This window comes from Ruegeria sp. ABM4_193 (assembly GCF_056158705.1).
The window spans coordinates 1,956,455-1,979,102 of record NZ_JBSWTT010000001.1 but is presented as its reverse complement, the minus strand read 5'-3'; the positions used below and the strand labels follow the sequence as shown (position 1 = coordinate 1,979,102).

The window sequence follows — 22,648 nt, the reverse complement described above, 5'->3', positions numbered from 1 at the left end:
TCCGCAGCGAGTTGATGCACAACCCCATGTTCCCCCGGATCGGGAAGGAAGACGTTTTCGACGCGGTGCTGGATCGCGCCTATGACAACATCATCGAACCGGTGCAGGAATATCTGACCGGCCTGCAATGGGACGGGGTGCCCCGGCTGGACGACTGGCTGATCACCTACGGCGGGGCCGATGCCGATGACGGGACTTATGTCAGGCAGGTCGGGCGCAAGTGGCTGATCGGGGCGGTGGCCCGCGCCATGGACCCCGGATGCAAGATGGATAATGCCCTGATCCTTGAAGGACCGCAAGGTGTGGGCAAGTCCACGCTGCTGGCGAATCTGGTTCCGGTGGCTGACTGGTTCGGTGACGCGCTGCCCGGTTTCAATCATAAAGATGTGTCTGTCTATTTGCAGGGGAAATGGCTGATCGAAATGGCCGAGTTGACCCAAGTGCATCGCGGCGAACTGGAAGACATGCGGACCTTCCTGACCCGGCGGCATGAAGATTATCGGCCACCCTACGGCAAGACGAATGTTCGCGTTCCGCGCCGGATGGTATTTGCCGGGTCCACGAACCGCGACGATTACCTGAAGGATGCAGCCGGTGAACGCCGCTTCTGGATTGTGCGTTGCTTGTTGCCGATGGACACGGATGGTGTGATCCGTGATCGCGATCAGCTTTGGGCCGAAGCACTGGCTGCTTATCGATCTGGTGAACGTCCCGTCTTGGATCATGATGCGGCCAAACAGGCAACGTTGATCCAGAAGGACCGCGTGATCGAAGACGGGATCACCGGGACGGTGCTGACCTATGCCGAAGGTGCCGGTGAATTTTCGATCAATCAGATCATCATGAGTGCGTTGGAAATTGATGTTCGTAAAGAACGTGATCAACGAATGGAAGCGCGGGTTCGGAAAATTTTAAAAGATAACGGTTATGAAAAGCTGCGGATCGGAACCAATCATCCGTTTCTGAATGTAGCGATCTGGGGAAAACCTACTAAATAGCAGGTCATTAGCAGGTCATTAGTAGGATAAATTATCTGCTAAATGATTTTTCCTTTTTTCTCCTATACTTACTACTACTCTTTAGTAGGTTAGTAGGTATATAGAGTAAAGGTTGGAGATAGGAAGAAGGATAGATAAAGAGATACAGCGATAGATACAGCGATAAATAGAGATACCGAGCGTGTACGGCAGGAAAAGGTGAAAACCCCCTACTAAATACTAACCTACTAAAAGGCGGGTCATCATCCGGGTCATCATCACAACCAGCAGCCCAAAAAGTTCCTAGTCATTTGGTCGGTCGGATTGGTGCGGTCATCCAACTTGGATAACCGCTTGTCATGGTGATGGTTGGTGTTGACCAAGTTGATCGACACCCGTTGATGATGCGGTGTTCCACAACTTGCACGACACCCCTTGATACAGTGTTCCAAGTTGGAACTCTGCCTGTCGATGATGACCGTCGTTCCAAGTTGGAATAACGGTTGATGATCTTGGTCGGGTCGATCATTCGGGGGAGGGAGTTGAAAAAGGGAACGTTTGGGGGACATACCGCGACGGGGCCAAAACTTTACGAAAACTGACACGATTTACTTTATTGTAAAACCGAAAAATGCGGTCCGTTTGTCAAATTACAGCTACAAATCGACTATCAAATTATACCGAATAATGACTGATTATAATCAAGTATAGCCGAACACAGCGATCCAGACTAATTTAGGTAAAACTCGCGCGCACCAACGCGCGAAGGGAGTTTGATCTGATGGCCAGACGCAGCCGACCGCCAAAATCAGCGAGGACCAACCACCATGCCAGCCAGCACACCAGTGGGGATGAAGCTACAGCACTTCAACGACGCCAAGGCCGCGATGGTCGAAATGATGGACGGTGTGTGCGATACCTGCGGCACAAGGCACATCAATCTCATGGCAAGCTACACCGGCCTGTATAGTCAGCCGTTCGATCCCGACCACATCCTGTGTCGCTGCAAGTCCTGCATCAGCCGTCGGCGCACTGAACGGGTGAAGGTGGTATGGCCCATGTCGCCGCTTGACCTGATGCTGGCCGACGCTGCCCGCTGCAATCAGCATCTGACCGACTAGAGCCAAGAGCGGCCCGACCCGACCATCCGGCTGCTGCCGATCCGCAAGCGGAGCCAGATCATTCAACGGGCCCGTCAGCTTTGCGCATCTTGCGGCAAGCTGTGTCATCCAGCGGAACTGTATTGGCGCAACAACGGGGATCGCCTGTGCAGCCAGACCTGTCTGGATGATGTGAAGCGGTTTAACAAATGGGCCAAGGCCGGGTGACCGACCCGCAGCTTATTCTTTTCTGACAGAAGTCCGATGGCACTCTTTCATTTAATGGAAGAGTTGGACCAACTTGCTTTTTTAATTGCACGTGAAGTCGCGACCTTTCCACATGTGAGATTTGCGAATTTATCCGGCAAATCCCACGACCCGCAGCCCATCGACACGCCGTTCCGCCCACCAGCGGCCAGCACAGGGGGTCACTTTTCTACCAAGTAGAAGAGTTGGGCCGATTTGGGCCGGATTTCCAACATGTGACCGGCACCGTGTCGACGGGAAAAAAGTAATACCTTTTCAAATACTTAGTGACTCGTCCCCATATCTTGTGCCATCTTTGGTCCACCAACAGATTGGACCGACATGCTAGACCCGAGAACTGCCCCCACCGCAGCACGTAAATTGTCCAAAGGCACCGGACATGTCCGCGCCAAGCTGGACAGTGCGTCGCGGTCAGAGGAACAGGGCGTGCAGGGCGCGATGGAACGGCGTGTCGAAGTGACCACCAAGTTCCGCAAGCATTGGTCCGATGCCGAACGGATCATCAAGGCAACTTACGAACAATCGGACGCCCTGCGTGATGCGGGGCATGTTCTGCGCAGCGGTCAGACCAGCAACGGATCGGATCGCATCATTCGGTTGGCTGCGTTGGCCGTGCGGATCGGACTGGCCGACACCAAACGCACCGCACTGGCCGACCGTTGTGCAGACCTGTCCGAACGGTCAGAAGATGCGGCGGATAAGGCCGCAGATCGCCTTGGCGACGCGGATATGGACCTGCGCGCCACGGATGCCTTTGCGGCTTATTTGTCCGCGCTGGCCGACAAGAAATTCAACAAGGATCACCCGACCGTCCAGAAGCGTCGTCAAGACTATCTGGCATTCAAAAGGGCAAGCACATGAGCGACAACCCATTCCGCACGGCAACCCAGCGTCGCGCGCAGCCAACTGACCAGTTCATCACCCGCAAGCAGTTCGTCGCCACGATGAACGACCAGATGAAAAAGATGGTTGAAGCCAATGCGGAAGTGATTGGCGATCACGTCGCAAAGCTGACCCGTCGGATCGATGTGCTGGAAAAGGCACTGGCCCACGCGCAACAAGAGGTCGAAGCGGCCATTGGTAAGGAACTGGACCCACAGCCCGAACCCGAACCGACGCTGGCCGATCTGGAAGACGCCGCAACCCGCCACAAATCGATGATGGATGAACTGCGCACCAAATCCAGCGCGAAGATCAGCGAAAGGATGAACCGATGAAAGACGAACTGTTTCAGGGTAGCGCAGCAGACCGCAAAGCCGCCCGCATTCTTGAACAGGAAACCAAGGCCAGTGCGTTCGATGACGCGCTGAAGGTGGCCAAAGATGCACCGAAAATCGCCCGCGAAAACGCATCGCTCAAGGCTGAAAATCAGGCGTTGAAAGCACAGGCCGACCGGCCCGTTAACGTCACGGTCAAGGCACCGGAGCCCAAACGCAAACGTCAGTCTCAGGTAGAGTTGCGCCCGTTGCGTCTGGCTGCACTGGCTGCGTATGGCGGCATGAAGCAGTCGGTTGAGAAAGGGCACGTCCACCAGCACATTGCCGACCTGTACAACGACCGTGCTGATTACCAGCAGGTCATCCGTGACGCCACAGCCGTGGCCACCACAACCAACGTGGTGTGGGGCGGGATGCTGGTCGAGTTGATGACGAAAGAGTTTGTCAAAGACATGGCTGTCACATCCGTTGCGGCCCAACTGATGGCCCGTTCCGGCGTGATGGGTTTCAATGGCGCAAACAGCATCACTTGGCCGATGCGGGCCGGTGGTGACGAAACACCAGCCGCATGGGTGCAGGAGTTGGGCACCATTCCCGTGACGCAGGCCAGCCTGTCCAGCACGACCCTCACACGGCACAAGATGGCCGCGATTGCCTGCGCATCGGAAGAACTGGTTCGGACCAGTAACCCAGCGGTTCTGGACCTGATTGAACAATTCGTGCGCGAAGATACCAGCACGGCTTGGGACCATTGGATGTTTGACCCGACCGTTTTGCCTGTTGCGGGTGTTCGACCCGGCTCATTGACCAACGGCGCACCCAACCAAGCGTCGGCTGGCAACGGGCTGTCCGAAGTCATCGCGGACCTGAAATGGTTGCGGTCGCAAATGTCAGCAGCCAAGGCACTGGACCCGTGCTTGTGTATGCACACCGACCGCCTGATTGGTTTGCAGATGTTGGCGACGGATGGTGCAAACACGTTCCCGCTGCGTGACGAAATCGAACGTACGGGTGGATTGTTCGGCTTCCCCATCCTGCACAGCACCAGCTTTGATTTTAACAACGTTGTGGCGATTGATGCGGCCCGTACGGCCGTCGCAATGGATGGCGTTTCGGTCGATACCTCATCGGCTGTAACCTTGGCCATGGCGTCATCAGATGGTGGTGACCCCAAAATGGACGCGGACGGCACGCCACAGACCGATGACCACACGGTTTCGACAGCGGGTTCCATCCAGATCAGCGATGCGCGGTATACCAGCCCCGCAACGGAAGTGCGGTCGATGTTCCAGACCAACAGCGTGGCCATCCGGCTGGTGATGCCAATGTCGTACACGATGATTAAGCCGTCCGTGGCGTACCTCACAGCGGTCCAGTGGTGATGCAGCGCGTCAAGGTCATATCCGACCCGTTGACGGCCAGTATCACATGGGTGGACCATTGCACCGTTGATGTGACGGTCAAAGAGCGTGCGCCTGTACGCATCAGCCATCCTGATGCCCTACCAGCCGCATTGGGGCTCTACCTGCTGTCTCAGGGCTTCACGGGCAATGAGACGGGCTACACACGGACCCTGACGCGTCGGGACTGGACGATGCAGACCAGTGAATGGGTGGACAAAGGGCGCGCCTATCTGGAAACCAACCGCCAGAAAAAGGCCGACAAACCGCTAAAGGAGTCCATGGCATGATCAACCCTTTCAATGAGTTTTGCGCGTTGCAAGAGCGTCAAAGCGATCCGTTACGGTTCGACTTGCAACGGACCGTTCACACCACAACTCTGGCCCAGAAGAGCCCCAACCAATCGATTCACGGTATGGCGTCTGATGCAGGCTGGCGTTCGATATATTCCACCCCAACCAAACTTACACCCTGAAGGATGAACAAATGCTTGACGATACCCCAAAGCGCGATGAAGAACCCGGCAAGGATGCATTGCGCAAAGCTGTGATCGACCACATCGAAACGAACCTGTTAGGTCGTCCAATGGACGTGCTGGAACTGGCCAAATTCGAAGCGGCATTTGCGCAAGTCGATATGGACAAAGTGATGAAGCGCGGCAAAATCTGAACCGATAGTTGGCCGTGCAACACCGTTCAGGGACCAACCTCTTACCGTGGCGTGACTACCCACAGGCGTCCATTTATTCGATGCGTAACGGCCGCTGAGCTGACATTCGCTGCAGCTGCGGTACTGGGTCAAAGCTACGGCGGCAATGCGCAAGAAGCGGTTATAGTAAAATCTCTGGGACAGCACAAAATCGCCTACCAGCCTACAGTCACGATGTCATAGACAAAATATTTTCCCAGACATTGGTGCATAGAGCGGCTTTGGCCGATACTTGCCAACCAAGCAGCCATTGTAGCTCACGTCGCCTCGTTTAGTTACCATCTGGGAAATTGGAAGCATTCAGGCGCGTCACAGGTTCAAGTAGTTCGGCACTGATAACAATAAATAACGCACATGAACTTGCGCAAACCATTGCCAAAATCACTTGTTGAATAGCGGACCCTCTGCGGTCAGATGGAATGATCATCAACATCCCAATTGCTGACATCACAGGGACGATAAAATAGATAAGTAAGTCAGAGCGTTGACTGATAAGTGGAAATGGTTCCGCAAAGTTAGAGACCTCGGAAAAGAGATCAGGCCAATACTGAATTTCCGGTGACTTTGCATAAAAATAGAGATTGGCTGCGAACATAATTATCACGCAAAAGAACCAAGTAATAAACAGCGTGGAAACCCACCCGGCAATACAACCCTCACGTCTGATTGGCCCCCACGAAAACACCTTAGAAAGCGCGCTACCCAAGAATGTACCAATCCAGCTCAAGCCCAATAAAGTAATAAATCCAAGCAGTAAAACGAACGTCGTATTGGCATCCTTTAAAGGGACTAACCCGAGAAATGCCATGAAGTGGAATGGCATCATAAACCACATGGCCTTCGTAATCGTTTCAAGTGTCTCTTTAGCGGCAGCGTTTTCCTTAAGCGGGTTCCCTGTATCTGCCATCATAGACAGGAAATTCGGAAACGCCTTCAAGATGTTCTCGAGTTCTCTAGTTAACATCCAGCTATTTCCAAATAAGCCTGATCAGTGCACTCTGCTTGTGGTTATCAACTTGTTGGAAATGGAATTCGGTTACTTCCGGTTTCCAGTCTCCGCGTTTGGCAGTCTTCCGTGCGACTACTTGCGGATCCGCAAAAATTCCGAAAAACCCTTTCGATAATTTCCCGGTGGGAACAGGGGCGGGAATCTCAATGCAAACTCCTTTTCGATCTGACATGTCAAACAAGCTAGCTTCTACGCCAGTAGGCACTCGTTTTGGAGTCTCCTCAACCCGGGTTTTATCGCCACGAATGCTCGGGTAACTGGCGTATGCAGGTCTTGGCAAAAACACCTGCGCAACTTCATAAGTCGTTTGCTCTATCAATTCGCTACCTCTTGACCGAAAAGTAGTTCCTTGCTTTACACCAGTATAGGCTTCTTGCGAGCGATCACGGCCTGATTCATCGACTACACTTGAAGTTTTTTTGCACCCTGAGTTGCCTTGGAAGAAAAAGTGAAACTTCTTGTTCAATAACGGTTTTCTTGCCAATTCAGCTGGATCGGAATGGGCCAGAAGATAGGTGCTAGTTTTGATAAAATGCCGACTTCCGCTGAGTCCATTTTGACCGCCTTCTACATTTGTATTGCAACTTGCATACGGCACATCGGATCGGCTGATCGACACATACTCTGGTGTTTTCCCTGATCTGGTCCTACTAACTCGGCGAACCAAAACGGCCTCTTGCTTCTTGTCGTCAGCAGGTAATACCAGTATGAAATCCTGCTCGTTCGCTCCAGAGCGCACAAAGAACTTTCCGTCGGGTGAATAGTCACGATCCAGCACGCCTTCCAATGCAGTAAATTTTGGATAGGTTTTGGGATCAATCTTGGTCAGATTCAATCTGTTATTTCGATATGCATCTTTGGGATCCCCAGTTTCGGAGTAATAGAGGCCGTTTTCTTTGAATACTTCGACAGAGCATCCGGCATGACCAGTCGATACCCCGACAATCATAAATAAAATAGTTAATGGAATACGCATTTGGATTCCCCTTACTAAAACAACAAGTAAAGCACAGATTTGGAACTTTTTCAACAATACAGGATGGAGTGAATCTGGTACCTCACCTCAGTTCCCGTTCTGTTAGGCGAAACGTAACCCGCATAAAGAAGGGACGCTTCAACCCAAAACTCGAAAGTCGAAACAACGGCCAACGCATCGACTTCTTAAACACTTTCTCCGCTCATCCATCTTTCGCAATCCAGTCCTGAATGTCTGGAATATCCGGTTCGCGACGTACCGCACCTCGATAGGCCCGACGCGCAACAATTGGCTGCAACCCGCCGAATTAATATGCAGCGCTCCACGGGTACGGCAATGACCTCTTAGGACTCGATCCTGCCAGTCGCCCGCCTAACAATATCCAGCCCGCACTATCCTCTCCCTCGCTTCCGGCGTTTCCAAACGGCGGTATCGGCCACCTGAGTAACGCCGACAATCCAGCGCATGCCCAGCAGCTATTGAGGCCGCGCCAATGTCGTCCCCGTCAATGTAGCAAACGCCCACCCAGCGGTCGTATGTGCGCTCCCCATTTAGTTTGCAGGTGACGGTCTTGCCGCGCAGATGATCCGTCATCCACTGCTTTGCAGCTATCCCAGCCCGTGTACCTAATTCCGGCCCATCTACGCCGTTCAGCCTAACCGGAACGCCCTGAACTACTATGGTGTCTACGTCTCGGACTCTGGCGGTACCTTCCACTGTGCGCTGGTCGGTTTGGTCCGGACCGAAGCTGGTTATCACGAGCATCACACCACAAAGGAGTGCCATCCAAAGAACTACTGACAACTTCGGATCGACTTTGCGCGGTAGCTTAAGCCGTGATCTTCGGCGCAGCGGAACGACGTTGCCTGTGTAACGGCGGGCAGAGAAATAGTGTCGCGCGGAGCCAAGCAGCGACATGACCATTATCAGACCCGCAACAATGGCGAATGCTTGGAATGCGGTTTGGGCAAGAGGCAAGGCTAGTCTAAAGGCTCACAGTTGAACATTTTTTCGGACAGATGACCACGCACCAATGTGCGCTTGATCGTTAGTGCGGTTTTGTTGAATGACCAAGAGATTGCTGTTCAGTTTTTGGTAGCCCATTTGTGCGGAAAATGCGACGCACCGAACTCGTACCCCCTCTTAGAAATCGTAAATCCCCATCAAGGTGCGCCGCTCCACCCTGATATTTGTGCGGTTTGTTGAGATTACGCCCTTAGGAAGGAAAGTGAGGTTTCGTTGTGACATTCAAAAAACGCAATTCAATATTCGAACGGATTGATGAAAAGTTCGTGGGGCGACACGCCGAACTCAACAACCCCCTAAAACCCGGCTAGAAAACCGGAACGCCCTAAAATCATCACGTGCCGCCCACGAACAAAGGATCGCATTGTGGCAAAGTTGTGTCCACGGCTCGTTCTGAAACTTACTGTTTACCATTTGGAAACAGACAATTTCGCCTTTGGCCACCGCATTAAGGGAATCCCCCAATTTTGGGCAGTACGCCAATTGGGTAGGTTGGGATCAGAATATCAACTTACCCCCTCGTGATGAAGATAGGGGCTGGCCTTGACCCCCTCTGCCAGCCCTTACTCTTGTTATAGTCATCCCAGATGAAGGTGACGCTGGGAACTTTGATCCAATCAGCAGTCCCTGCCGTAACTAAAATACCCCTAACTGCGCGCCCGCGTTGTTCACTTGGTTTCCCTCCGAACAATGCGGGTCCTTTTTGGGGCGAGGGGGTAACGAGTTTTCCGTCACCAGTGGCCGACTGGACCTTTCAATTCTGGTTCGGTCGGCAAGGCGTGATCTGGTGGTTCTACGCCGTGCTTATTGAGCCATTCAAAGATCGCGGCCCAATCGTCTTGTAACGACGGTGCGCTGCGATATTCGCGCAAACTTTCCAGCTTGCATTTTAGATCGTGCGGAATCGTGCGGGGCCATTTCTTCATGACAAGATGTTCTTATTTTGTTCCAGCGCAAGTCAAGGCAAGTTATTAGCCAAAAAACTCGCAGAAATTCAAACCGACCGCACCAATATCGTGATCATCAGGTAGAGGAAAAAGACCAAGAAGCCGACAATGCCCATCGAACGGATCGGTTTTTCTTCAATCGGCAGAGCATATTGCAGTGCATTGAGGATCGGGCCGGAGCGGGCCAACAGGCGTATTATCAGCGTTCCAAGTGCTGCGGCCCAAAGCCAAAAGCTGGTGACGTAGGCAGTGAAGGTAACAACGAGAATTAATCTTTCCGCTTCCAGAGTATAAGAAGATTGAAATTTTTCTTTCATAATTAGAGACTTGACCATTTCTAATATATGTTTCAAAGCATCTGCTATTGAGTTATCTCCTTCAAGCATAACGACAAACAATAACACGCAAGAAAGTAGCAAAAACGCTGTGAGCAAGAAATCCAGCACGACCGCAAGTACCAAGCCTAAATTCCCATGTACGGAACGACCCAAGACTAGCCTAGTTACGTACAGAGCAGGATAGTCTCCGATACCATTGAATATCGCTCCAAGCACCACCAACCCTAATATGATGCTAGTAGTTTCCACTCGAAAAGCGGAAGCACCATGCTCAATCACGAAAAAATTTTTCTGAAAATCGGGAAACAGGAAAAACTGGAAAAAAAATATCAAGACATAGAAAAAAGTAGACAAAACAAACGAACGCCAAATGCACTTCCAACTAAAATGCCGTTCCCCAAACACCTTCTCAAACATCGCCAAAACCAACTCAGCAATCGGGCTGTTTCCGGGTGGTGGCTTGAGACGTCTGAGCCAGGCGGCCAGATCGTCCCGAAACTCTTTCGAGATACAGTCGTCGCCTTTCCAGAACACGGCGAGTACGGCCAGAATAATGGCTGAACCGCCCAGCAGTTCGACTAGATCACCCCAAGGCAATACTAATTTCCTTTATGCCAATGTGGGTTCAGTTTACCTGGTAGCGGGGATTTTCCAATCCTGCTTTTGTTTTGAGTGGACACCGGCGGCATGCGATTGATTGCAGAGCCGTGATTGACGTGATCGGACAAAGTCTTGGCGTCTGCGCACAAGCACTAACCGTGACGACCACTTGTGAGCCGTGGAGCGGCACACAGACTTTGGGGGAACTGACTGATGAAAACCAAACTGACACTGGCCGTGTGTGCGGTCCTGCTGGCAACCACAGCGGCTGCTGAAGGTTTGCAGGCAATGAAGGAAAGAAGGGCTGCTAATATTAAAGCGGAAGTACCCGCTGAAACACCCAAAGTCTGCACCCAAGGAACTACGACGTTTACAATTACACCCGCGTTCGTAACCGTGTCGTATGCGGACGATAAGGGTTTCAAATCAGCTACTGTCAATTGCTTTGCGGAAGATGATTTACCAAAGATTTGCAGGACAGGACTCGATGCTGAGACAGCCCACAGCGTTGCGCTGTTGGCGGACGGAACCATTGTGTGGACAGAAGGACCGTCAACGTTTTTCAACTCACTGACGACTCGAATCTTTGACGATCTGGAATGCAATGGGTGGTGACTAACGACTCGGGTGGACGTTCGGGTGGACCAGCCACCACACCAGCATATGATCACAATCAAAACCAACATCTTACAAGCGTATGATGGCGGACTGTCTCTCCGCCACTCATACCTGTCTCAGTTCAGTTGTGTTTTCTGACCCGGAATTGTGCCGCAATTCCCGCGAGTTGGCACGTGAGCTTTCGATCAGAGACGGAGCAGACTGTACATTCAGAGGACAAATCAGGCGCCAGTCTCAGTGGCGCATTTTGGCGGGGTCGCTTTGGGCTGGATTTCCCTGATCTCCGGCAATTTACAGGGAATTTTCGCAAACCGGGACTGAATTCCGTCATTTCTCCTATCAGAACTGTATGTTTTTCAGAGGTTTATGTTGCAAATTCCTTAAAAAGTGGAACAGGGAATTTTCTCGCGGGAACAGGGAATTGTGCCGACGGATCAGGGAGGGCGAACCCTGTATCAGGGACGCAGGATCTAGAGCTATCAAAAGCCGAACAGGCGTTCCTGTTCGGACCAATCAAGTGGGTGGGTCTTGCTGACCAGACGCTTGAGTGTGAGTTCGGGCGGCTGTGTGCCGTCGAGAATCGCAGCCTGAATCTTCGGGGAGAGAAATGCGAGCTGGGCGCGGGTGCGGATGAAGGCGCCAGGGACGCTTTCGCGGCGTGCGATCTCCATCAGTTGAACTCCGGCCTTCAGATCACGGGCCCAGCCATGGGCGCGGATCAGCATGGACCGTAGGTGGGGGTCAGGTTGGGGTGCCATATCTCCGGCGATGACCTTGGCCTCGACGCCGCGGCGGCGCAGATTGAAAGATGCGGTGACGTGGGTGAGATCCGGGTGCAGATGATCGGCCGCGATGCCAAGTGCGCTTGCCAGAGTTTTGGGGTTAAATTCGAGGTCGATCTGTCGTCGTGCAATTTTGCCTTTGGCCAGAAGAGCAGCGCCGACCTGACCGGCTTGGCGTTGAAGTCGGGTTACTAGATCCGCAACCGAAGTCTGAACCGCTTCCGCTGACCCGGCCTCCGGCTGCGCCAGTACTTGGTGCGCCGCGGCGGCTTCTTGCAAATGTCTGACGATGACATCTATGACGGCGTGTTCCAGCGCCGGGCCGGGCAGTCGCCAGCCAGAGATATCCTTGCCACCTGAGATCAGTCGATTGGAGATATAGTAGCGCAACCGTCGGCCTTTGCGCGTGGTGTGGGTCGGCGTCAACCGATCACCAGTTTCGTCATGCAGCAGACCGGTGAGCCAGGCCCCAGGGTCAGTGGAGTGTTGGCGCGCATCGGAGTCGCCGCGTGCCCGCGAGCGGTTGGAGGCCTGTCGCATTTTTTCCTGCACCCGGTCCCAGATGTCCTGATCGATGATCGCCGGATGTTGTCCGTCCCAGATCTTATCCTTGTGGCGGATTTTTCCGAGATAGACCGGATTGCGCAGCAGGTAATAGACTTGACCCCGTGACAGCGGACAATCCCCCTTCACACTGCCATCTGTCCGAACAACCCGTTTTGACCGCAGCCCTTCTGCCGTTGCCCGTTCTTCTACTTTGCGCAGGCAACCCAGCTCGTCATAAAGCCCAAAGAGATGCCGGACCGTTCTGGCCTCCTCTTCATTCACCACCAGCGTTCTTGCCTTCGGATCGGGGTGGCGATCATAGCCCAGAGGCAGGTTGCCACCCATCCAAAGCCCCTTCTTCTTCGACGCTGCAATCTTGTCGCGAATACGTTCGGCGGTGACTTCCCGTTCAAACTGAGCAAAGGACAACAGCACATTCAGCGTTAACCGGCCCATGGAAGATGACGTATTGAAGGCCTGCGTGACGGACACAAAGGAACACTCGACCTGTTCGAGCCGTTCGACGAGCTTGGAGAAGTCGGGAAGCGATCGGGTCAGCCGGTCGATCTTGTAGACAACAACCATGTCGATACGTCCGGCATCGATCTCTTCAAGCAGGCGCTGAAGGGCAGGGCGCTTCAGGGTGCCGCCCGACAGGCCACCGTCATCGTAGCGCCCGGGCAGTAGGGTCCAGCCTTCGTGTCGCTGGCTGGTGACATAGGCCGCGCAGGCTTCATATTGCGCATCCAGCGAATTGAAGTCCTGATCCAGACCATCTTCCGAGGACTTGCGCGTGTAGATCGCGCATCGGATTTTGCGGCGCGGGCTCATTTGGCCCCCTTGCCGGTGAGCCCAAAGAAACGCGGCCCTGACCAATGCGCGCCGGTAATCTCTCGGGCGATGGCCGAGAGCGAGCGATAGGAACGACCGTTCCAAGTGAAACCTTCCTCTGTAGCGTCGACTACATGTGTCACACCATTCCACTCACGCAGCAGGCGCCCACCGGGTTTTAGGGCGGGGCATGTAGGCCGGGGTTTCTTCCCAGAGTCCTTTTCCAGCGTGGCTTTGACCTGCCGGGGTAGCCCGCCATGACGGCGGGACTGCATCTCAAAGGCGATAAAACGGCGCAGGAAAGGTTGGCTGAGCATGGCGGGGGCTGGTTGATCAAACAATTGCTCCCAAAGCGTGACCAGATCCGATCGACCCATTGCGGCGAGATCGGCAACATCGCCAGTCTTCGTCATGCCTCTTCTCCTGTTCCTACCGTCAGGTGATAGGTGGAAGAACCATCTGGTTTGTCGGATGCCTGCCTTTCAATTGTGACGCCTTTTTTCCGCAGGCCGCTTAGAGCCGCTCGGACCGAATGAGGCTGCCACCCCGTTGCTTTGCAGAGCGCCTCAAGGCTGGCGCCACTCGGGCGGCGCAACAAAGCTTGAACCTTGTCAATTTTGGTTTGCTTCCGTTTGGACATGTATTGTCTCCTCTGATCTCGGGTTGGCGAGATGCCGAACCCCGGTACCGAGGAGCGCCCGAATGGCTCGGGCGTAGGTTCAGTGATGCGTGGTTCACAGCAACAGTCCAGCTCTTTCTGAAACGATTACTGGAGGCGTGTGTTTTGAAGTGCGACGCTGCCGTACCCCCGATTATTCGTCAACAATCTTAATTGGTTACTTTTAGTTTGGGGGGTTGCGTCTCGTATTGATGGCACCTACATTCGACCTAATCGCCCGGACTATCAGGGCGGGAAACTGCTCCCGCAGGCAGCACTCATTGGAAACACAGGTTTCCGCAGAGAGCATTCAAAGGAGCAACGTCTCGGATCGATTGGTCCGGGGAGTTGCTATTTGTGCTCTCTCCGATTTTCCAACGCGATCCCTCCATCTCGACGTCCGCGCGGCGTCACGCAAAAGGAGGCGGTTATGCCTGCTAAAAACACACACAGCGACGTCCAGGCGTCCAATACGCCTATCTGGATGGCCGAAAAAGTTATCCAATCCCAGATCAGCCAGATCAAGCCCTACGCCAACAACAACCGCGTGCACGCGGCCAAGAATGTCGACAAGCTTAAGGCATCGGTGGCCCAGTTTGGCTTTGTCACTCCGATCCTGTTGGATGGTTCGGGCACAATCATCGCGGGTCATGGCCGCTATGAAGCCGCCAAGGCCCTGGGGTTGAATTCCGTACCGACTTTTGTCGCGGATCACTTGTCAGAAGCGGAAGTGCGCGCTCTGCGCATTGCGGACAACAAGCTGGCGGAATTGTCCGACTGGAACGAAGCTGCTCTGCAGATTGAGTTTGCCGAACTGATGAATCTCAGCCTTGATGGCGAGCTGGATTTTGATCTGGAAATCACGGGGTTCGAGGCACCGGAGATCGACATCATCATCGATAGTGCAGGCGAGGCCACGGAGACGGAAGCGGAAAGTGTAGAGGCCCCGGACCCTGCGGCACCCGTAATCACGGAGCCGGGCGACCTCTGGGTTCTCGGAGATCATCGCATCTTCTGCGGGGATACCCTTCAAGCCCAGAGCTACGACACCTTGCTGGAAAGCGAGCGCCCGCAGATGGTCTTCACCGATCCTCCTTATAACGTACCGGTCAATGGGCATGTGCGGTCCGGCAATAGCGCCGAAGGTCTTGTCAGAAGAACTTTGCTTGAGCGGGGCAGGGTGGTTGCGTAGCTTTTTCCCATGATCAGACCTGCCTCATTCAAATACTTTAAAACCAGTCCCGAGATCATCCGCTTGGCGGTGATGCTGTACATTCGTTTCCCGCTCTCGCTTCGGAATGTCGAAGATCTGCTGCATGAGCGAGGCATCGACGTGAGCCACGAAACTGTCCGATATTGGTGGAACAGGTTTGGCCCGATGTTTGCTGCTGAGATCAGGCGGAAGCGTGTTCAGAAACTGCGCGCATTCTCGAAATGGAAGTGGCACGTGGACGAGGTTTTCGTGAAGGTGAATGGCAAGCGGCATTATCTTTGGCGGGCCGTTGATCACGAAGGTGAGGTGCTGGAAGCCGTAGTCACTAAACGCCGAAATAAGCAGGCTGCATTGAAATTCCTCAAGAAATTGATGAGCCGGCACGGTTGCGCCGATGAGATCGTCACAGATCGCTTCGCTTCCTACAAGGCTGCGCTCAGAGAAATGGGCGCGCTCGAAAAACAGCAGACGGGCAGGTGGCTCAACAACCGCGTCGAGAATTCGCACCTGCCGTTCCGAAGACGCGAACGCGCGATGCAGCGTTTCAGGCGCATGCGAAGTTTACAGAAATTCGCCTCCGTCCATTCCTCCGTCTACAACCACTTCAACCAGGAAAGATCTCTCACCAGTCGAGACACCTTCAAGCTGACCCGCACCGCCGCTCTAAGCGAGTGGCGTCAACTTTGTTCCGGATAGGTTCGCGGTTTCCACGGCAAACTGAGACTGGTTAGAATTCGTCTGACAGCACCCGGACCGGTCTTTCGACCAATACATTCCGACTGACGCCTTCGAGCCCAAGGCAGCCTTAAGCGATCACGTGTAAACGATGCACTCTCAGTTGTTCGGCGTATACCAGATCGGCGATGTGTAGGCGCGTTCCTGCGTGACCATCGGTGTACCCTCTGGCATTTCGACACCGAACTTCACAGCGTCGTAAGCAGTCCACCGTGGTGTCGGGATTTCGATCACACGAGCATAATAGAAAGCGAGTTCCGAGGGATCGAAATCCGGGTCTGTCCATACCGCTCCTAACTCCGACGCGCCGATCGTATTTGTCCAAGACGGAATGGACAAGTCGACCGTGCTCCCAACAGTTGGCAGCTTACCATTTTCGCCCGGGCTTCTGTCCCCACCCCATGCCACGTCATAGACTTTCTCCTGCGCTTCACCGGTATCCGCATCAATCCACCCTTTTATGATCTGGATGCGGTCGAGGTTTGCACCAACGGGGTCACGCAATGAATACACCAAGAAGTCTGGGGCCTCGCCTTCAGCAACGGTGAGGTCACCGCCCATCGGCACCCCTCCACCGTAACCAATCCGAGCTAGATCGCGCCGTGCAATTGCGTCTTCGGAATAGTCACCACCGAAGAACCTGACAGTCATGCGAGGGCCGGTAGTGCCATAGGCTTCGCGACGTTCCATTGCGTCGAATATAGATGTTCGCGTGTTTTCCCGCGCCCACACGGCGGTCAATCCGGCGGCACTGTAACCCCAACCGTAGTAAGCTACATCGCCATCAGAAAAAGACTTCCCAACATGGCTTGCACGTTCCGCATTTGGTTCGTAAGCCGTATGTTTACCAAAGAAATTGTCTTCTGCGACGGCAGACAAACCAGTGTGGGTGTCTGTGGCCGCGCTGGCACCGAATTTGTAGGGGTTCACACCAAGCTCAGCTTGAAGAGCAAGGCCGCGCAGTAGCCCTGACCGTGCATATTCTCCGGGCAGCATCTCCGGCGTTTTTGTAACGCTGGCATCAAGGTTGCCAAAATCCCATGTCTCGTAGTCGGCAAACTCATCTTGCGTCGACAACAGCGGGTGCGCTTCACCATCGCCCTTGATCTGGGACCACTCGTAGAGCGGTTCCCACTTCGCGCGGGCTACGGCGTATGCGCGGTCCAATGGAGGTTTGCCTTCTGCAAAGTCATCAACCAGCGAAAACACCCAACCATTGGATAGATTGCCATTATGAGCAATCGCGAGGGCATCTCCGCCTGTTGTGTCTTCGAAATTCTGAAGCCAGGCATAGAGGTCCTGCGGATTAGGCGAGCCTACCGGTGGCGTCGTTGTGTAGGGCAGTATCTGGCGTGCAATGTCAGGCCCATCGCGCAGGATCACGTTGCGATGCAGGTTGTTGCCTTGGACAAGTGAGGTCCATTCGAATGCTATGAAAGTCGTAAACACACCGGGATCATTAAATTCTTCTGCTGCACCGATAATGTCACCCCAAACTGTCGCAAATGCCGGATTGCCGGGTTGATAATTGAGCGCGGGGGAGACTGTACCTTGGGCAAAACTCGCAATGAGTTGCTGCATCGCACGAAGAGCCTCTTCTCCACCCGTATTGAAAGCGTTGTGAAACTCGCGGCCTTGCTCGTCAGCCAGTATGTTGGGGGCTCCCGAAATAATGTCTGTGATTGCACCCATCGCGTCGGAATGATCAGTAATCATGTAAAAATCAAATGGGCGGTGCAGCTTAACGGGCTGTCCAGTATTTGAAGTGACTTGTTCTCCACGTGCAAAGCGATAGGCATCGCGTGGCATGAGGCGTGTTCCACCGCCACCCGCATCAGCCGACAGGCCAGTATGGACGTGCGTGTCCCCGAAGAAAACTCTCTCTGGATAGGCGCGATCAGCATAAGGCGAATAGGGTCGCCCCTTCAAAAACGCATCGCTGGCATCAGGTGGAACAACTTGTGCAAAGGCAGTAGTCCCTGTGACAAAGGCCATACAAACCGCAAGGTACGGTATCCGCATTTTGGAAAATCCCTGAAGCTTCAAAACTGATTTCTTAATTTTAGGACTTTATCCAGCCAAACTGCCAAAAGCTATCTATTCATAAGCGGCTGTTTTGTCCGCATTGCGGTCGCTCGCGACATTCGGGCGAACGTCCGAACTGAGCCCATTCTTTCAGTTGATGAAGTTTTCAGCGCCCAACGCGATTGGCGAATATCGACCTTTCGCAGCAGCCCGTAGCCAAGTCAGCTCTGCGTGTGTGCTGCCCATTCACTCGGGGAGACGATCTGCGCCCTTTGAAAGAAGCCAATTGTTGTGCACCTAGAATTTTGGACCCATTCTCTCGATTGTTTGTTCAATCGCCCGTGAAAACATTTGCGAGGGTTGTCCGCCGATTGCGCGGGACACGGCCTCGGCCTCATGCCTTAGTGAGGTCACGATCTGTTGGAGGAGTTTGTCCGTCATCCTGTAGCACGGTGTGGCCACGGCGAGGGCGCCCTGAGCCAATCCGCTCTGGTCGAAGAAGGGAACCGCGATGCCGTAGACGTCCTCTTCGTTTTCCTCTTCGGATGTCGCATAACCCCGGTGTTGCACAATTGCGATGTTCTCGAGGACTTCTTCCGGATCGGTCATGGTGTAGATCGTCTGGGATTTCAGCGGCGCCGACAGTGTTCGGTCGCGCAGGGCCTGGGATCCGAATGCCAGCACCGCGACGCCTGATGCAGTGCTATGCAAAGGCAAGATTTCGCCCGCGATCAGTGATACCCTAGTGCTGCGCGTGCTTTCGCAAATGCCGATTGTCGCAAGCGCCGGCCCCGAAATGATCGACGCGTGCGCGGTTTCGCCGACCTTCTGCACCAGTTGTTCGAGTGCCGGGCGCACGATCGAGGCAATGGGTGCGGTCGCTTCGCGGATCTGCGCCAGCCGCAGAATGCCCGCTCCCAGCGAATATGCGCGCGTTCCTTCCTTTTGCTCCAGGAGCCCGGCATCGGTCAGGCTGGTCAACAGGCGATAGACCGAAGCTTTGTTGATACCCGCGCGCCGGGTCAGTTCGGAAAGGCCCAGTTCAGGTTCTTCCTCGGAGAAAAACTCCAGAAGAGACAAAGCTTTGGCAACCGTGGACGACATCGCGCTTTTCCATTCCGACGAGGTTCCAGTTCAACCCTCAACCTTGGGTCATTGACGCGGAAAATCGGTCGGTTTAAATTAAAAACCACTGGTTATAATAGAGAACCAAAAAAGAAAGTCAACATCCCGCGGCTTTGCGGTGACGTGAAAGGAGATTGGCGGTGTCGGAGATTGTCGAACGCAGGCGCGCATTGCTTGGACCGAATGTTTCGACCTTCTACGACGATCCGGTACATATCGTCCGGGGGGAAGGTGTCTGGTTGTGGGACGCGAGTGGCAGGCGGTATCTGGACTGCTACAACAACGTGCCGCATGTGGGCCATTGCAACCCGCGCGTGGTCGAAGCGATCTGCAACCAGGCTGGCACACTGAACACCCATACGCGATATCTGCACGAAGGCATCCTCGACTATACCGAGGCACTTGTTGATACGTTCGCCGGCGATCTTCTTACATCGATCCTGACCTGCTCGGGTTCAGAGGCCAATGACATCGCATTACGCATGGCCGAGGCGATGACAGGCAAGCGCGGGATCATCGCAACGGACGCGACCTATCATGGAAACACCGCATTGGTCAGCCACCTGTCCAGAAGCAACATCCCTGAAGTAGGGTTTGGACTGGACCAATATCTGCGCCACGTGGAAGCGCCCGACAGCTATCGGATCGACGATCCTGATGGGCAACGCTTTGCCGCGCATGTGCAGGAACAGATCAACGCGCTCGAGGTATCGGGCATTGGGTTTGCGGCGCTGATCGTCTGCCCGCTTTTCCTGAATGAAGGATTCCCGACCCAAGTTGAAGGGTGGTTGAAACCCGCGGTGGAGGCGGTGCGTCAGGCTGGCGGGCTTTTGATCTGTGACGAGGTGCAATCGGGCTTCGGCCGCTCGGGCAGCCATTTCTGGGCGCACCAGAAACAGGGCGTAGTGCCGGACGTGGTGACGCTGGGTAAACCCATGGGCAATGGTCATCCCGTCGCCGGTCTGGTCACCACGCCCGAGATCATGGCCCGGTTCCGCCATTCGTTTCGTTACTTCAACACGTTCGGAGGCAACGCGGTTTCCTGCGCCGCAGCTATGGCGGTGCTGCAGGAACTGCGCGACAGGGACCTGCAGGCCAATGCCGCCAGGATCGGCAGTCTGGCGCATGAACGCCTGACCGCACTGGCTGAAAAATACGAGGTCATTGGTGATGTCCGCCAAAGCGGCATGGTCTTTGGCGTAGAGTTTGTGCTTGACCGGGGCGCCAAGACACCTGCCAGTGACTATGCTGACCGTGTGGTCAACACGATGCGGAGCCGGGGCATTCTGCTGTCAAAGCTGGGGCGGCATAAGAACACGCTGAAGATACGGCCTCCGATGCCCTTTGGCGAAGAGCATCTCGACATGCTCATCGAAACGCTCGACTCGGTTATGGCCGAAATTCCGGTCGCCCCGTGATGGACCCAGTCGAGAAAGCGCTGGGCCTTTGGGGCATTGATACCGCGCCTTACAATTTCGTGGCCGGCCGTGAAAACCGTGTCTACCGGGTGTGCACTGACGAGGGCGATTTTGCCTTGCGCCTCAAACGTCCTGGCTATCGCAGCGAGGACGAACTCCTCTCAGAACTGCAATGGCTGGACGCGATGGACCGGGCCGGGTTGCACGTGCCGCAGCCCCGCCAGTCGCTTTCCGGGAAGCTGTTGGAACAAGTAGAGGGACGTTATGCCGACCTGATCGGCTGGATGCATGGAACGCCCCTTGGCGAAGGCCAAGGGTCGCTTGAGCTTGACGATGCCCCGTTGGTGTTTCGGCGGCTGGGGCGGGTTCTGGCACAATTGCACGAAGCTTGTGATGCTTGGAAGTACCCGCCGGGCTTTGCCCGCTGCTCCTGGGATGCGGACGGGTTATTGGGGGATAACCCGGTCTGGGGGCGTTTCTGGGAGAATCCGACCCTTGATCCCGAAACACGCGCCTTGCTGGGGCGGTTCCGGGATCGCGCGCGGCAGGCTCTGGAGCGGTGCGCCGATGAGCTCGATTACGGTCTGATCCATGCTGATCCGCTGCGGGAGAACGTGCTTGTCGATGGGGGGAATATCAAACTTCTCGATTTTGACGACGGTGGGTTCGGCTTTCGCCTCTTCGACATTGCCACCGCGCTTCTGCGCAACATGGATGAACCGTACTACCCCACGCTGAAAGCCGCGCTGCTGGAAGGGTATCGCGAGGTTCGGTCGCTAGATGACATGCTACTGGATTTGTTCCTTGCCCTGCGGGCGGTCACTTACGTGGGCTGGATCGTTCCGCGCATGGGTGAAGCCGGAGCAGAGGAGAGAAACGCGCGGTTTAGTGCACGCGCGGGTATGCTCTGTGCGTCCTATCTAGAGGAAACCCGCCCAGTCTGAAGGCGAAAGACCTGGTCAAACCGGGCCACTCAGAGTGAATGGAACTGGACATTCGCATTGGTGAAGCCCAGGGTTAGCTTTGGGCCGGAAGCGACGGTAAGCAGCGCTCGGTCTTGTCAGAAGAACTTTGCTTGAGCGGGGCAGGGGTGTTGCGTAGCTTTTGCCCATGACCAGACCTGCCACCTTTAAGTACTTCAAAACCAGTCCTGAGATCATCCGCCTGGCGGTGATGCTGTATATTCGGTTTGTGTGTCAGGTCTTGTCAGAAGAACTTGGGTTGAGGCGGGTAGGGCGGTTGCGTAGCTTTTGACTATGACCAGACCTGCCTCCTTCAAGTACTTCAAAACCAGCCCTGAGATCATCCGCCTTGCGGTGATGCTGTACATCCGATTTCCGCTCTCGCTTCGGAATGTCGAAGATCTGCTGCACGAGCGAGGCATCGACGTAAGCCATGAAACCGTCCGCTACTGGTGGAACAGATTTGGCCCGATGTTTGCCGCTGAGATCAGGCGGAAGCGGGTGCAGCAACTTCGTTCATACTCGAAATGGAAGTGGCATGTGGACGAAGTCTTTGTGAAGGTTAATGGCAAGAGACACTACCTCTGGAGGGCTGTTGATCACGAAGGCGAGGTGCTGGAAGCAATCGTTACCAAACGTCGAAACAAACAGGCGGCATTGAAATTCCTCAGGAAATTGATGAAGCGATACGGCAAAGCGGAAAACGTCGTGACGGATCGCTTCGCCTCCTACATAGCCGCGCTCAGAGAGCTCGGCGCTACTGAAAAACAAAGGACGGGCAGGTGGCTCAACAACCGCGTTGAGAATTCGCACCTGCCGTTCCGACGAAGAGAACGCGCCATGCAACGGTTCAGGCGAATGCGAAGTTTGCAGAAGTTCGCCGCCGTCCACTCTTCCGTTTACAACCACTTCAACCAGGAACGATCGCTAGCCAGCCGAGACATCTTCAAGCTGACCCGCGCCGCCGCTCTTAGCGAGTGGCGTGAACTTTGTTCCGGATAGGTTCGCGGTTTCCGCAGCAAACTGAGACTGGTTCGAATTAGTCTGACAGCACCCTTCCCGATGCTAAGATGTCAATTGACCTGCACGACTTCACCTGTTGTTCTAACTGCTTTGGTCCGTTTTAACTTTGGTGTTTTTTTGTAGGCCATGCTCGGAGACTGAAGCACA

The 22,648-nt window shown here is 54.5% G+C and carries 25 protein-coding genes and 1 pseudogene; 15 read left to right on the top strand and 11 right to left on the bottom strand.

Features of this window, described 5'->3' with window-relative positions:
• Positions 1 to 14: 14 nt before the first annotated feature.
• Positions 15 to 998 (top strand): virulence-associated E family protein, encoded by a 984-nt coding sequence (locus tag ACXADZ_RS09925; RefSeq protein WP_475195798.1) that lies wholly within the window; start codon positions 15 to 17, stop codon positions 996 to 998.
• 836 nt (positions 999 to 1,834) lie between these two features.
• Here the strand turns inward: ACXADZ_RS09925 and ACXADZ_RS09920 are convergent.
• Entirely contained in the window at positions 1,835 to 2,206 is a 372-nt protein-coding gene (locus ACXADZ_RS09920; RefSeq protein ID WP_475195797.1) for a hypothetical protein, read from the bottom strand.
• On the opposite strand from ACXADZ_RS09920, the gene ACXADZ_RS09915 reads away from it, so the two are divergent.
• The 7 genes from ACXADZ_RS09915 (at position 2,123) to ACXADZ_RS09885 (ending at position 5,630) form a co-directional block, all read left to right on the top strand.
• Positions 2,123 to 2,305, top strand: a complete 183-nt coding sequence (locus ACXADZ_RS09915) for a hypothetical protein (RefSeq protein WP_475198557.1) — start codon at positions 2,123 to 2,125, stop codon at positions 2,303 to 2,305. The genes ACXADZ_RS09920 and ACXADZ_RS09915 overlap by 84 nt on opposite strands.
• 360 nt (positions 2,306 to 2,665) lie before the next feature.
• The gene (locus ACXADZ_RS09910) at positions 2,666 to 3,205 is read left to right on the top strand and encodes a hypothetical protein (RefSeq protein ID WP_475195794.1); all 540 of its coding nucleotides are present in this window, start codon (positions 2,666 to 2,668) and stop codon (positions 3,203 to 3,205) included.
• On the top strand, positions 3,202 to 3,561 hold the full coding sequence (locus ACXADZ_RS09905; protein WP_475195792.1) for a hypothetical protein: 360 nt from the start codon (positions 3,202 to 3,204) through the stop codon (positions 3,559 to 3,561). Before ACXADZ_RS09910 ends, ACXADZ_RS09905 begins: the two co-directional genes overlap by 4 nt.
• Positions 3,558 to 4,943 carry a phage major capsid protein gene (locus ACXADZ_RS09900; protein ID WP_475195790.1) on the top strand — a complete coding sequence of 462 codons (1,386 nt, stop codon included), beginning with the start codon at positions 3,558 to 3,560 and terminating at the stop codon, positions 4,941 to 4,943. Before ACXADZ_RS09905 ends, ACXADZ_RS09900 begins: the two co-directional genes overlap by 4 nt.
• On the top strand, positions 4,943 to 5,251 hold the full coding sequence (locus ACXADZ_RS09895) for a hypothetical protein (RefSeq protein ID WP_475195788.1): 309 nt from the start codon (positions 4,943 to 4,945) through the stop codon (positions 5,249 to 5,251). Before ACXADZ_RS09900 ends, ACXADZ_RS09895 begins: the two co-directional genes overlap by 1 nt.
• Entirely contained in the window at positions 5,248 to 5,436 is a 189-nt protein-coding gene (locus ACXADZ_RS09890) for a hypothetical protein (RefSeq protein ID WP_475195785.1), read from the top strand. Before ACXADZ_RS09895 ends, ACXADZ_RS09890 begins: the two co-directional genes overlap by 4 nt.
• 11 nt (positions 5,437 to 5,447) lie before the next feature.
• Positions 5,448 to 5,630: a hypothetical protein gene (locus tag ACXADZ_RS09885; RefSeq protein ID WP_475195783.1), complete on the top strand. Its 183-nt coding sequence runs from the start codon at positions 5,448 to 5,450 to the stop codon at positions 5,628 to 5,630.
• Between the two features lie 310 nt (positions 5,631 to 5,940).
• On the opposite strand, the gene ACXADZ_RS09880 is transcribed toward ACXADZ_RS09885, so the two are convergent.
• The 5 genes from ACXADZ_RS09880 to ACXADZ_RS09860 all read right to left on the bottom strand — a co-directional run bounded on the left by ACXADZ_RS09880 (position 5,941) and on the right by ACXADZ_RS09860 (position 10,562).
• Positions 5,941 to 6,606 (bottom strand): hypothetical protein, encoded by a 666-nt coding sequence (locus tag ACXADZ_RS09880; protein ID WP_475195781.1) that lies wholly within the window; start codon positions 6,604 to 6,606, stop codon positions 5,941 to 5,943.
• Positions 6,607 to 6,637: 31 nt separating this feature from the next.
• Positions 6,638 to 7,654: a hypothetical protein gene (locus tag ACXADZ_RS09875; protein ID WP_475195778.1), complete on the bottom strand. Its 1,017-nt coding sequence runs from the start codon at positions 7,652 to 7,654 to the stop codon at positions 6,638 to 6,640.
• Between the two features lie 372 nt (positions 7,655 to 8,026).
• Positions 8,027 to 8,419 (bottom strand): thermonuclease family protein, encoded by a 393-nt coding sequence (locus ACXADZ_RS09870; RefSeq protein WP_475198555.1) that lies wholly within the window; start codon positions 8,417 to 8,419, stop codon positions 8,027 to 8,029.
• A 992-nt stretch (positions 8,420 to 9,411) separates the two neighbouring features.
• On the bottom strand, positions 9,412 to 9,606 hold the full coding sequence (locus tag ACXADZ_RS09865) for a hypothetical protein (protein ID WP_475195776.1): 195 nt from the start codon (positions 9,604 to 9,606) through the stop codon (positions 9,412 to 9,414).
• A gap of 68 nt (positions 9,607 to 9,674) precedes the next feature.
• Positions 9,675 to 10,562: a hypothetical protein gene (locus ACXADZ_RS09860; protein WP_475195774.1), complete on the bottom strand. Its 888-nt coding sequence runs from the start codon at positions 10,560 to 10,562 to the stop codon at positions 9,675 to 9,677.
• Between the two features lie 216 nt (positions 10,563 to 10,778).
• On the opposite strand from ACXADZ_RS09860, the gene ACXADZ_RS09855 reads away from it, so the two are divergent.
• Positions 10,779 to 11,180 carry a hypothetical protein gene (locus tag ACXADZ_RS09855; protein ID WP_475195772.1) on the top strand — a complete coding sequence of 134 codons (402 nt, stop codon included), beginning with the start codon at positions 10,779 to 10,781 and terminating at the stop codon, positions 11,178 to 11,180.
• A 482-nt stretch (positions 11,181 to 11,662) separates the two neighbouring features.
• On the opposite strand, the gene ACXADZ_RS09850 is transcribed toward ACXADZ_RS09855, so the two are convergent.
• From ACXADZ_RS09850 to ACXADZ_RS09840, 3 genes are read right to left on the bottom strand one after another with little or no spacing between them, the layout of a single operon-like run.
• Positions 11,663 to 13,342 carry a recombinase family protein gene (locus ACXADZ_RS09850; RefSeq protein WP_475195770.1) on the bottom strand — a complete coding sequence of 560 codons (1,680 nt, stop codon included), beginning with the start codon at positions 13,340 to 13,342 and terminating at the stop codon, positions 11,663 to 11,665.
• Complete coding sequence (locus ACXADZ_RS09845) at positions 13,339 to 13,755, bottom strand: DUF2924 domain-containing protein (protein WP_475195768.1); 417 nt, start codon at positions 13,753 to 13,755, stop codon at positions 13,339 to 13,341. The genes ACXADZ_RS09850 and ACXADZ_RS09845 overlap by 4 nt, the downstream gene beginning before the upstream one ends.
• Positions 13,752 to 13,982 carry a DUF3489 domain-containing protein gene (locus ACXADZ_RS09840; RefSeq protein WP_475195766.1) on the bottom strand — a complete coding sequence of 77 codons (231 nt, stop codon included), beginning with the start codon at positions 13,980 to 13,982 and terminating at the stop codon, positions 13,752 to 13,754. The genes ACXADZ_RS09845 and ACXADZ_RS09840 overlap by 4 nt, the downstream gene beginning before the upstream one ends.
• A 448-nt stretch (positions 13,983 to 14,430) precedes the next feature.
• On the opposite strand from ACXADZ_RS09840, the gene ACXADZ_RS09835 reads away from it, so the two are divergent.
• The gene (locus ACXADZ_RS09835; protein WP_475195763.1) at positions 14,431 to 15,192 is read left to right on the top strand and encodes a ParB/Srx family N-terminal domain-containing protein; all 762 of its coding nucleotides are present in this window, start codon (positions 14,431 to 14,433) and stop codon (positions 15,190 to 15,192) included.
• A 9-nt stretch (positions 15,193 to 15,201) separates the two neighbouring features.
• The gene (locus ACXADZ_RS09830; RefSeq protein WP_475195761.1) at positions 15,202 to 15,909 is read left to right on the top strand and encodes an IS6 family transposase; all 708 of its coding nucleotides are present in this window, start codon (positions 15,202 to 15,204) and stop codon (positions 15,907 to 15,909) included.
• A 138-nt stretch (positions 15,910 to 16,047) separates the two neighbouring features.
• Here the strand turns inward: ACXADZ_RS09830 and ACXADZ_RS09825 are convergent, their stop codons facing one another.
• Both ACXADZ_RS09825 and ACXADZ_RS09820 read right to left on the bottom strand, forming a co-directional pair.
• Complete coding sequence (locus ACXADZ_RS09825; RefSeq protein WP_475195759.1) at positions 16,048 to 17,970, bottom strand: DUF3604 domain-containing protein; 1,923 nt, start codon at positions 17,968 to 17,970, stop codon at positions 16,048 to 16,050.
• Positions 17,971 to 18,270: 300 nt separating this feature from the next.
• The gene (locus ACXADZ_RS09820) at positions 18,271 to 19,077 is read right to left on the bottom strand and encodes an IclR family transcriptional regulator (RefSeq protein ID WP_475195757.1); all 807 of its coding nucleotides are present in this window, start codon (positions 19,075 to 19,077) and stop codon (positions 18,271 to 18,273) included.
• Between the two features lie 161 nt (positions 19,078 to 19,238).
• Here ACXADZ_RS09820 and ACXADZ_RS09815 point away from each other — a divergent pair, with 161 nt between their 5' ends.
• The 4 genes and pseudogenes from ACXADZ_RS09815 (at position 19,239) to ACXADZ_RS09800 (ending at position 22,480) form a co-directional block, all read left to right on the top strand.
• Positions 19,239 to 20,516 (top strand): aspartate aminotransferase family protein, encoded by a 1,278-nt coding sequence (locus tag ACXADZ_RS09815; RefSeq protein WP_371732357.1) that lies wholly within the window; start codon positions 19,239 to 19,241, stop codon positions 20,514 to 20,516.
• On the top strand, positions 20,516 to 21,460 hold the full coding sequence (locus ACXADZ_RS09810; protein ID WP_475195754.1) for a phosphotransferase enzyme family protein: 945 nt from the start codon (positions 20,516 to 20,518) through the stop codon (positions 21,458 to 21,460). Before ACXADZ_RS09815 ends, ACXADZ_RS09810 begins: the two co-directional genes overlap by 1 nt.
• A gap of 166 nt (positions 21,461 to 21,626) precedes the next feature.
• Positions 21,627 to 21,707, top strand: a pseudogene (locus tag ACXADZ_RS09805) (IS6 family transposase); the annotation flags it as partial.
• Positions 21,708 to 21,772: 65 nt separating this feature from the next.
• Positions 21,773 to 22,480: an IS6 family transposase gene (locus ACXADZ_RS09800; RefSeq protein ID WP_475195752.1), complete on the top strand. Its 708-nt coding sequence runs from the start codon at positions 21,773 to 21,775 to the stop codon at positions 22,478 to 22,480.
• Positions 22,481 to 22,648: the final 168 nt, after the last annotated feature.

Excerpts from the sequence above, each read along its gene's own strand:
- ACXADZ_RS09920 (WP_475195797.1), bottom strand. The coding sequence starts at position 2,206 with ATGACACAGCTTGCCGCAAGATGCGCAAAGCTGACGGGCCCGTTGAAT.
- ACXADZ_RS09885 (WP_475195783.1), top strand. The coding sequence starts at position 5,448 with ATGCTTGACGATACCCCAAAGCGCGATGAAGAACCCGGCAAGGATGCA.
- ACXADZ_RS09925 (WP_475195798.1), top strand. The coding sequence starts at position 15 with ATGCACAACCCCATGTTCCCCCGGATCGGGAAGGAAGACGTTTTCGAC.
- ACXADZ_RS09820 (WP_475195757.1), bottom strand. The coding sequence starts at position 19,077 with ATGTCGTCCACGGTTGCCAAAGCTTTGTCTCTTCTGGAGTTTTTCTCC.
- ACXADZ_RS09825 (WP_475195759.1), bottom strand. The coding sequence starts at position 17,970 with ATGCGGATACCGTACCTTGCGGTTTGTATGGCCTTTGTCACAGGGACT.
- ACXADZ_RS09850 (WP_475195770.1), bottom strand. The coding sequence starts at position 13,342 with ATGAGCCCGCGCCGCAAAATCCGATGCGCGATCTACACGCGCAAGTCC.
- ACXADZ_RS09855 (WP_475195772.1), top strand. The coding sequence starts at position 10,779 with ATGAAAACCAAACTGACACTGGCCGTGTGTGCGGTCCTGCTGGCAACC.
- ACXADZ_RS09910 (WP_475195794.1), top strand. The coding sequence starts at position 2,666 with ATGCTAGACCCGAGAACTGCCCCCACCGCAGCACGTAAATTGTCCAAA.
- ACXADZ_RS09895 (WP_475195788.1), top strand. The coding sequence starts at position 4,943 with ATGCAGCGCGTCAAGGTCATATCCGACCCGTTGACGGCCAGTATCACA.
- ACXADZ_RS09890 (WP_475195785.1), top strand. The coding sequence starts at position 5,248 with ATGATCAACCCTTTCAATGAGTTTTGCGCGTTGCAAGAGCGTCAAAGC.
- ACXADZ_RS09845 (WP_475195768.1), bottom strand. The coding sequence starts at position 13,755 with ATGACGAAGACTGGCGATGTTGCCGATCTCGCCGCAATGGGTCGATCG.
- ACXADZ_RS09810 (WP_475195754.1), top strand. The coding sequence starts at position 20,516 with ATGGACCCAGTCGAGAAAGCGCTGGGCCTTTGGGGCATTGATACCGCG.
- ACXADZ_RS09830 (WP_475195761.1), top strand. The coding sequence starts at position 15,202 with ATGATCAGACCTGCCTCATTCAAATACTTTAAAACCAGTCCCGAGATC.
- ACXADZ_RS09840 (WP_475195766.1), bottom strand. The coding sequence starts at position 13,982 with ATGTCCAAACGGAAGCAAACCAAAATTGACAAGGTTCAAGCTTTGTTG.
- ACXADZ_RS09835 (WP_475195763.1), top strand. The coding sequence starts at position 14,431 with ATGCCTGCTAAAAACACACACAGCGACGTCCAGGCGTCCAATACGCCT.
- ACXADZ_RS09800 (WP_475195752.1), top strand. The coding sequence starts at position 21,773 with ATGACCAGACCTGCCTCCTTCAAGTACTTCAAAACCAGCCCTGAGATC.
- ACXADZ_RS09870 (WP_475198555.1), bottom strand. The coding sequence starts at position 8,419 with ATGCTCGTGATAACCAGCTTCGGTCCGGACCAAACCGACCAGCGCACA.
- ACXADZ_RS09865 (WP_475195776.1), bottom strand. The coding sequence starts at position 9,606 with ATGAAGAAATGGCCCCGCACGATTCCGCACGATCTAAAATGCAAGCTG.
- ACXADZ_RS09905 (WP_475195792.1), top strand. The coding sequence starts at position 3,202 with ATGAGCGACAACCCATTCCGCACGGCAACCCAGCGTCGCGCGCAGCCA.
- ACXADZ_RS09900 (WP_475195790.1), top strand. The coding sequence starts at position 3,558 with ATGAAAGACGAACTGTTTCAGGGTAGCGCAGCAGACCGCAAAGCCGCC.
- ACXADZ_RS09875 (WP_475195778.1), bottom strand. The coding sequence starts at position 7,654 with ATGCGTATTCCATTAACTATTTTATTTATGATTGTCGGGGTATCGACT.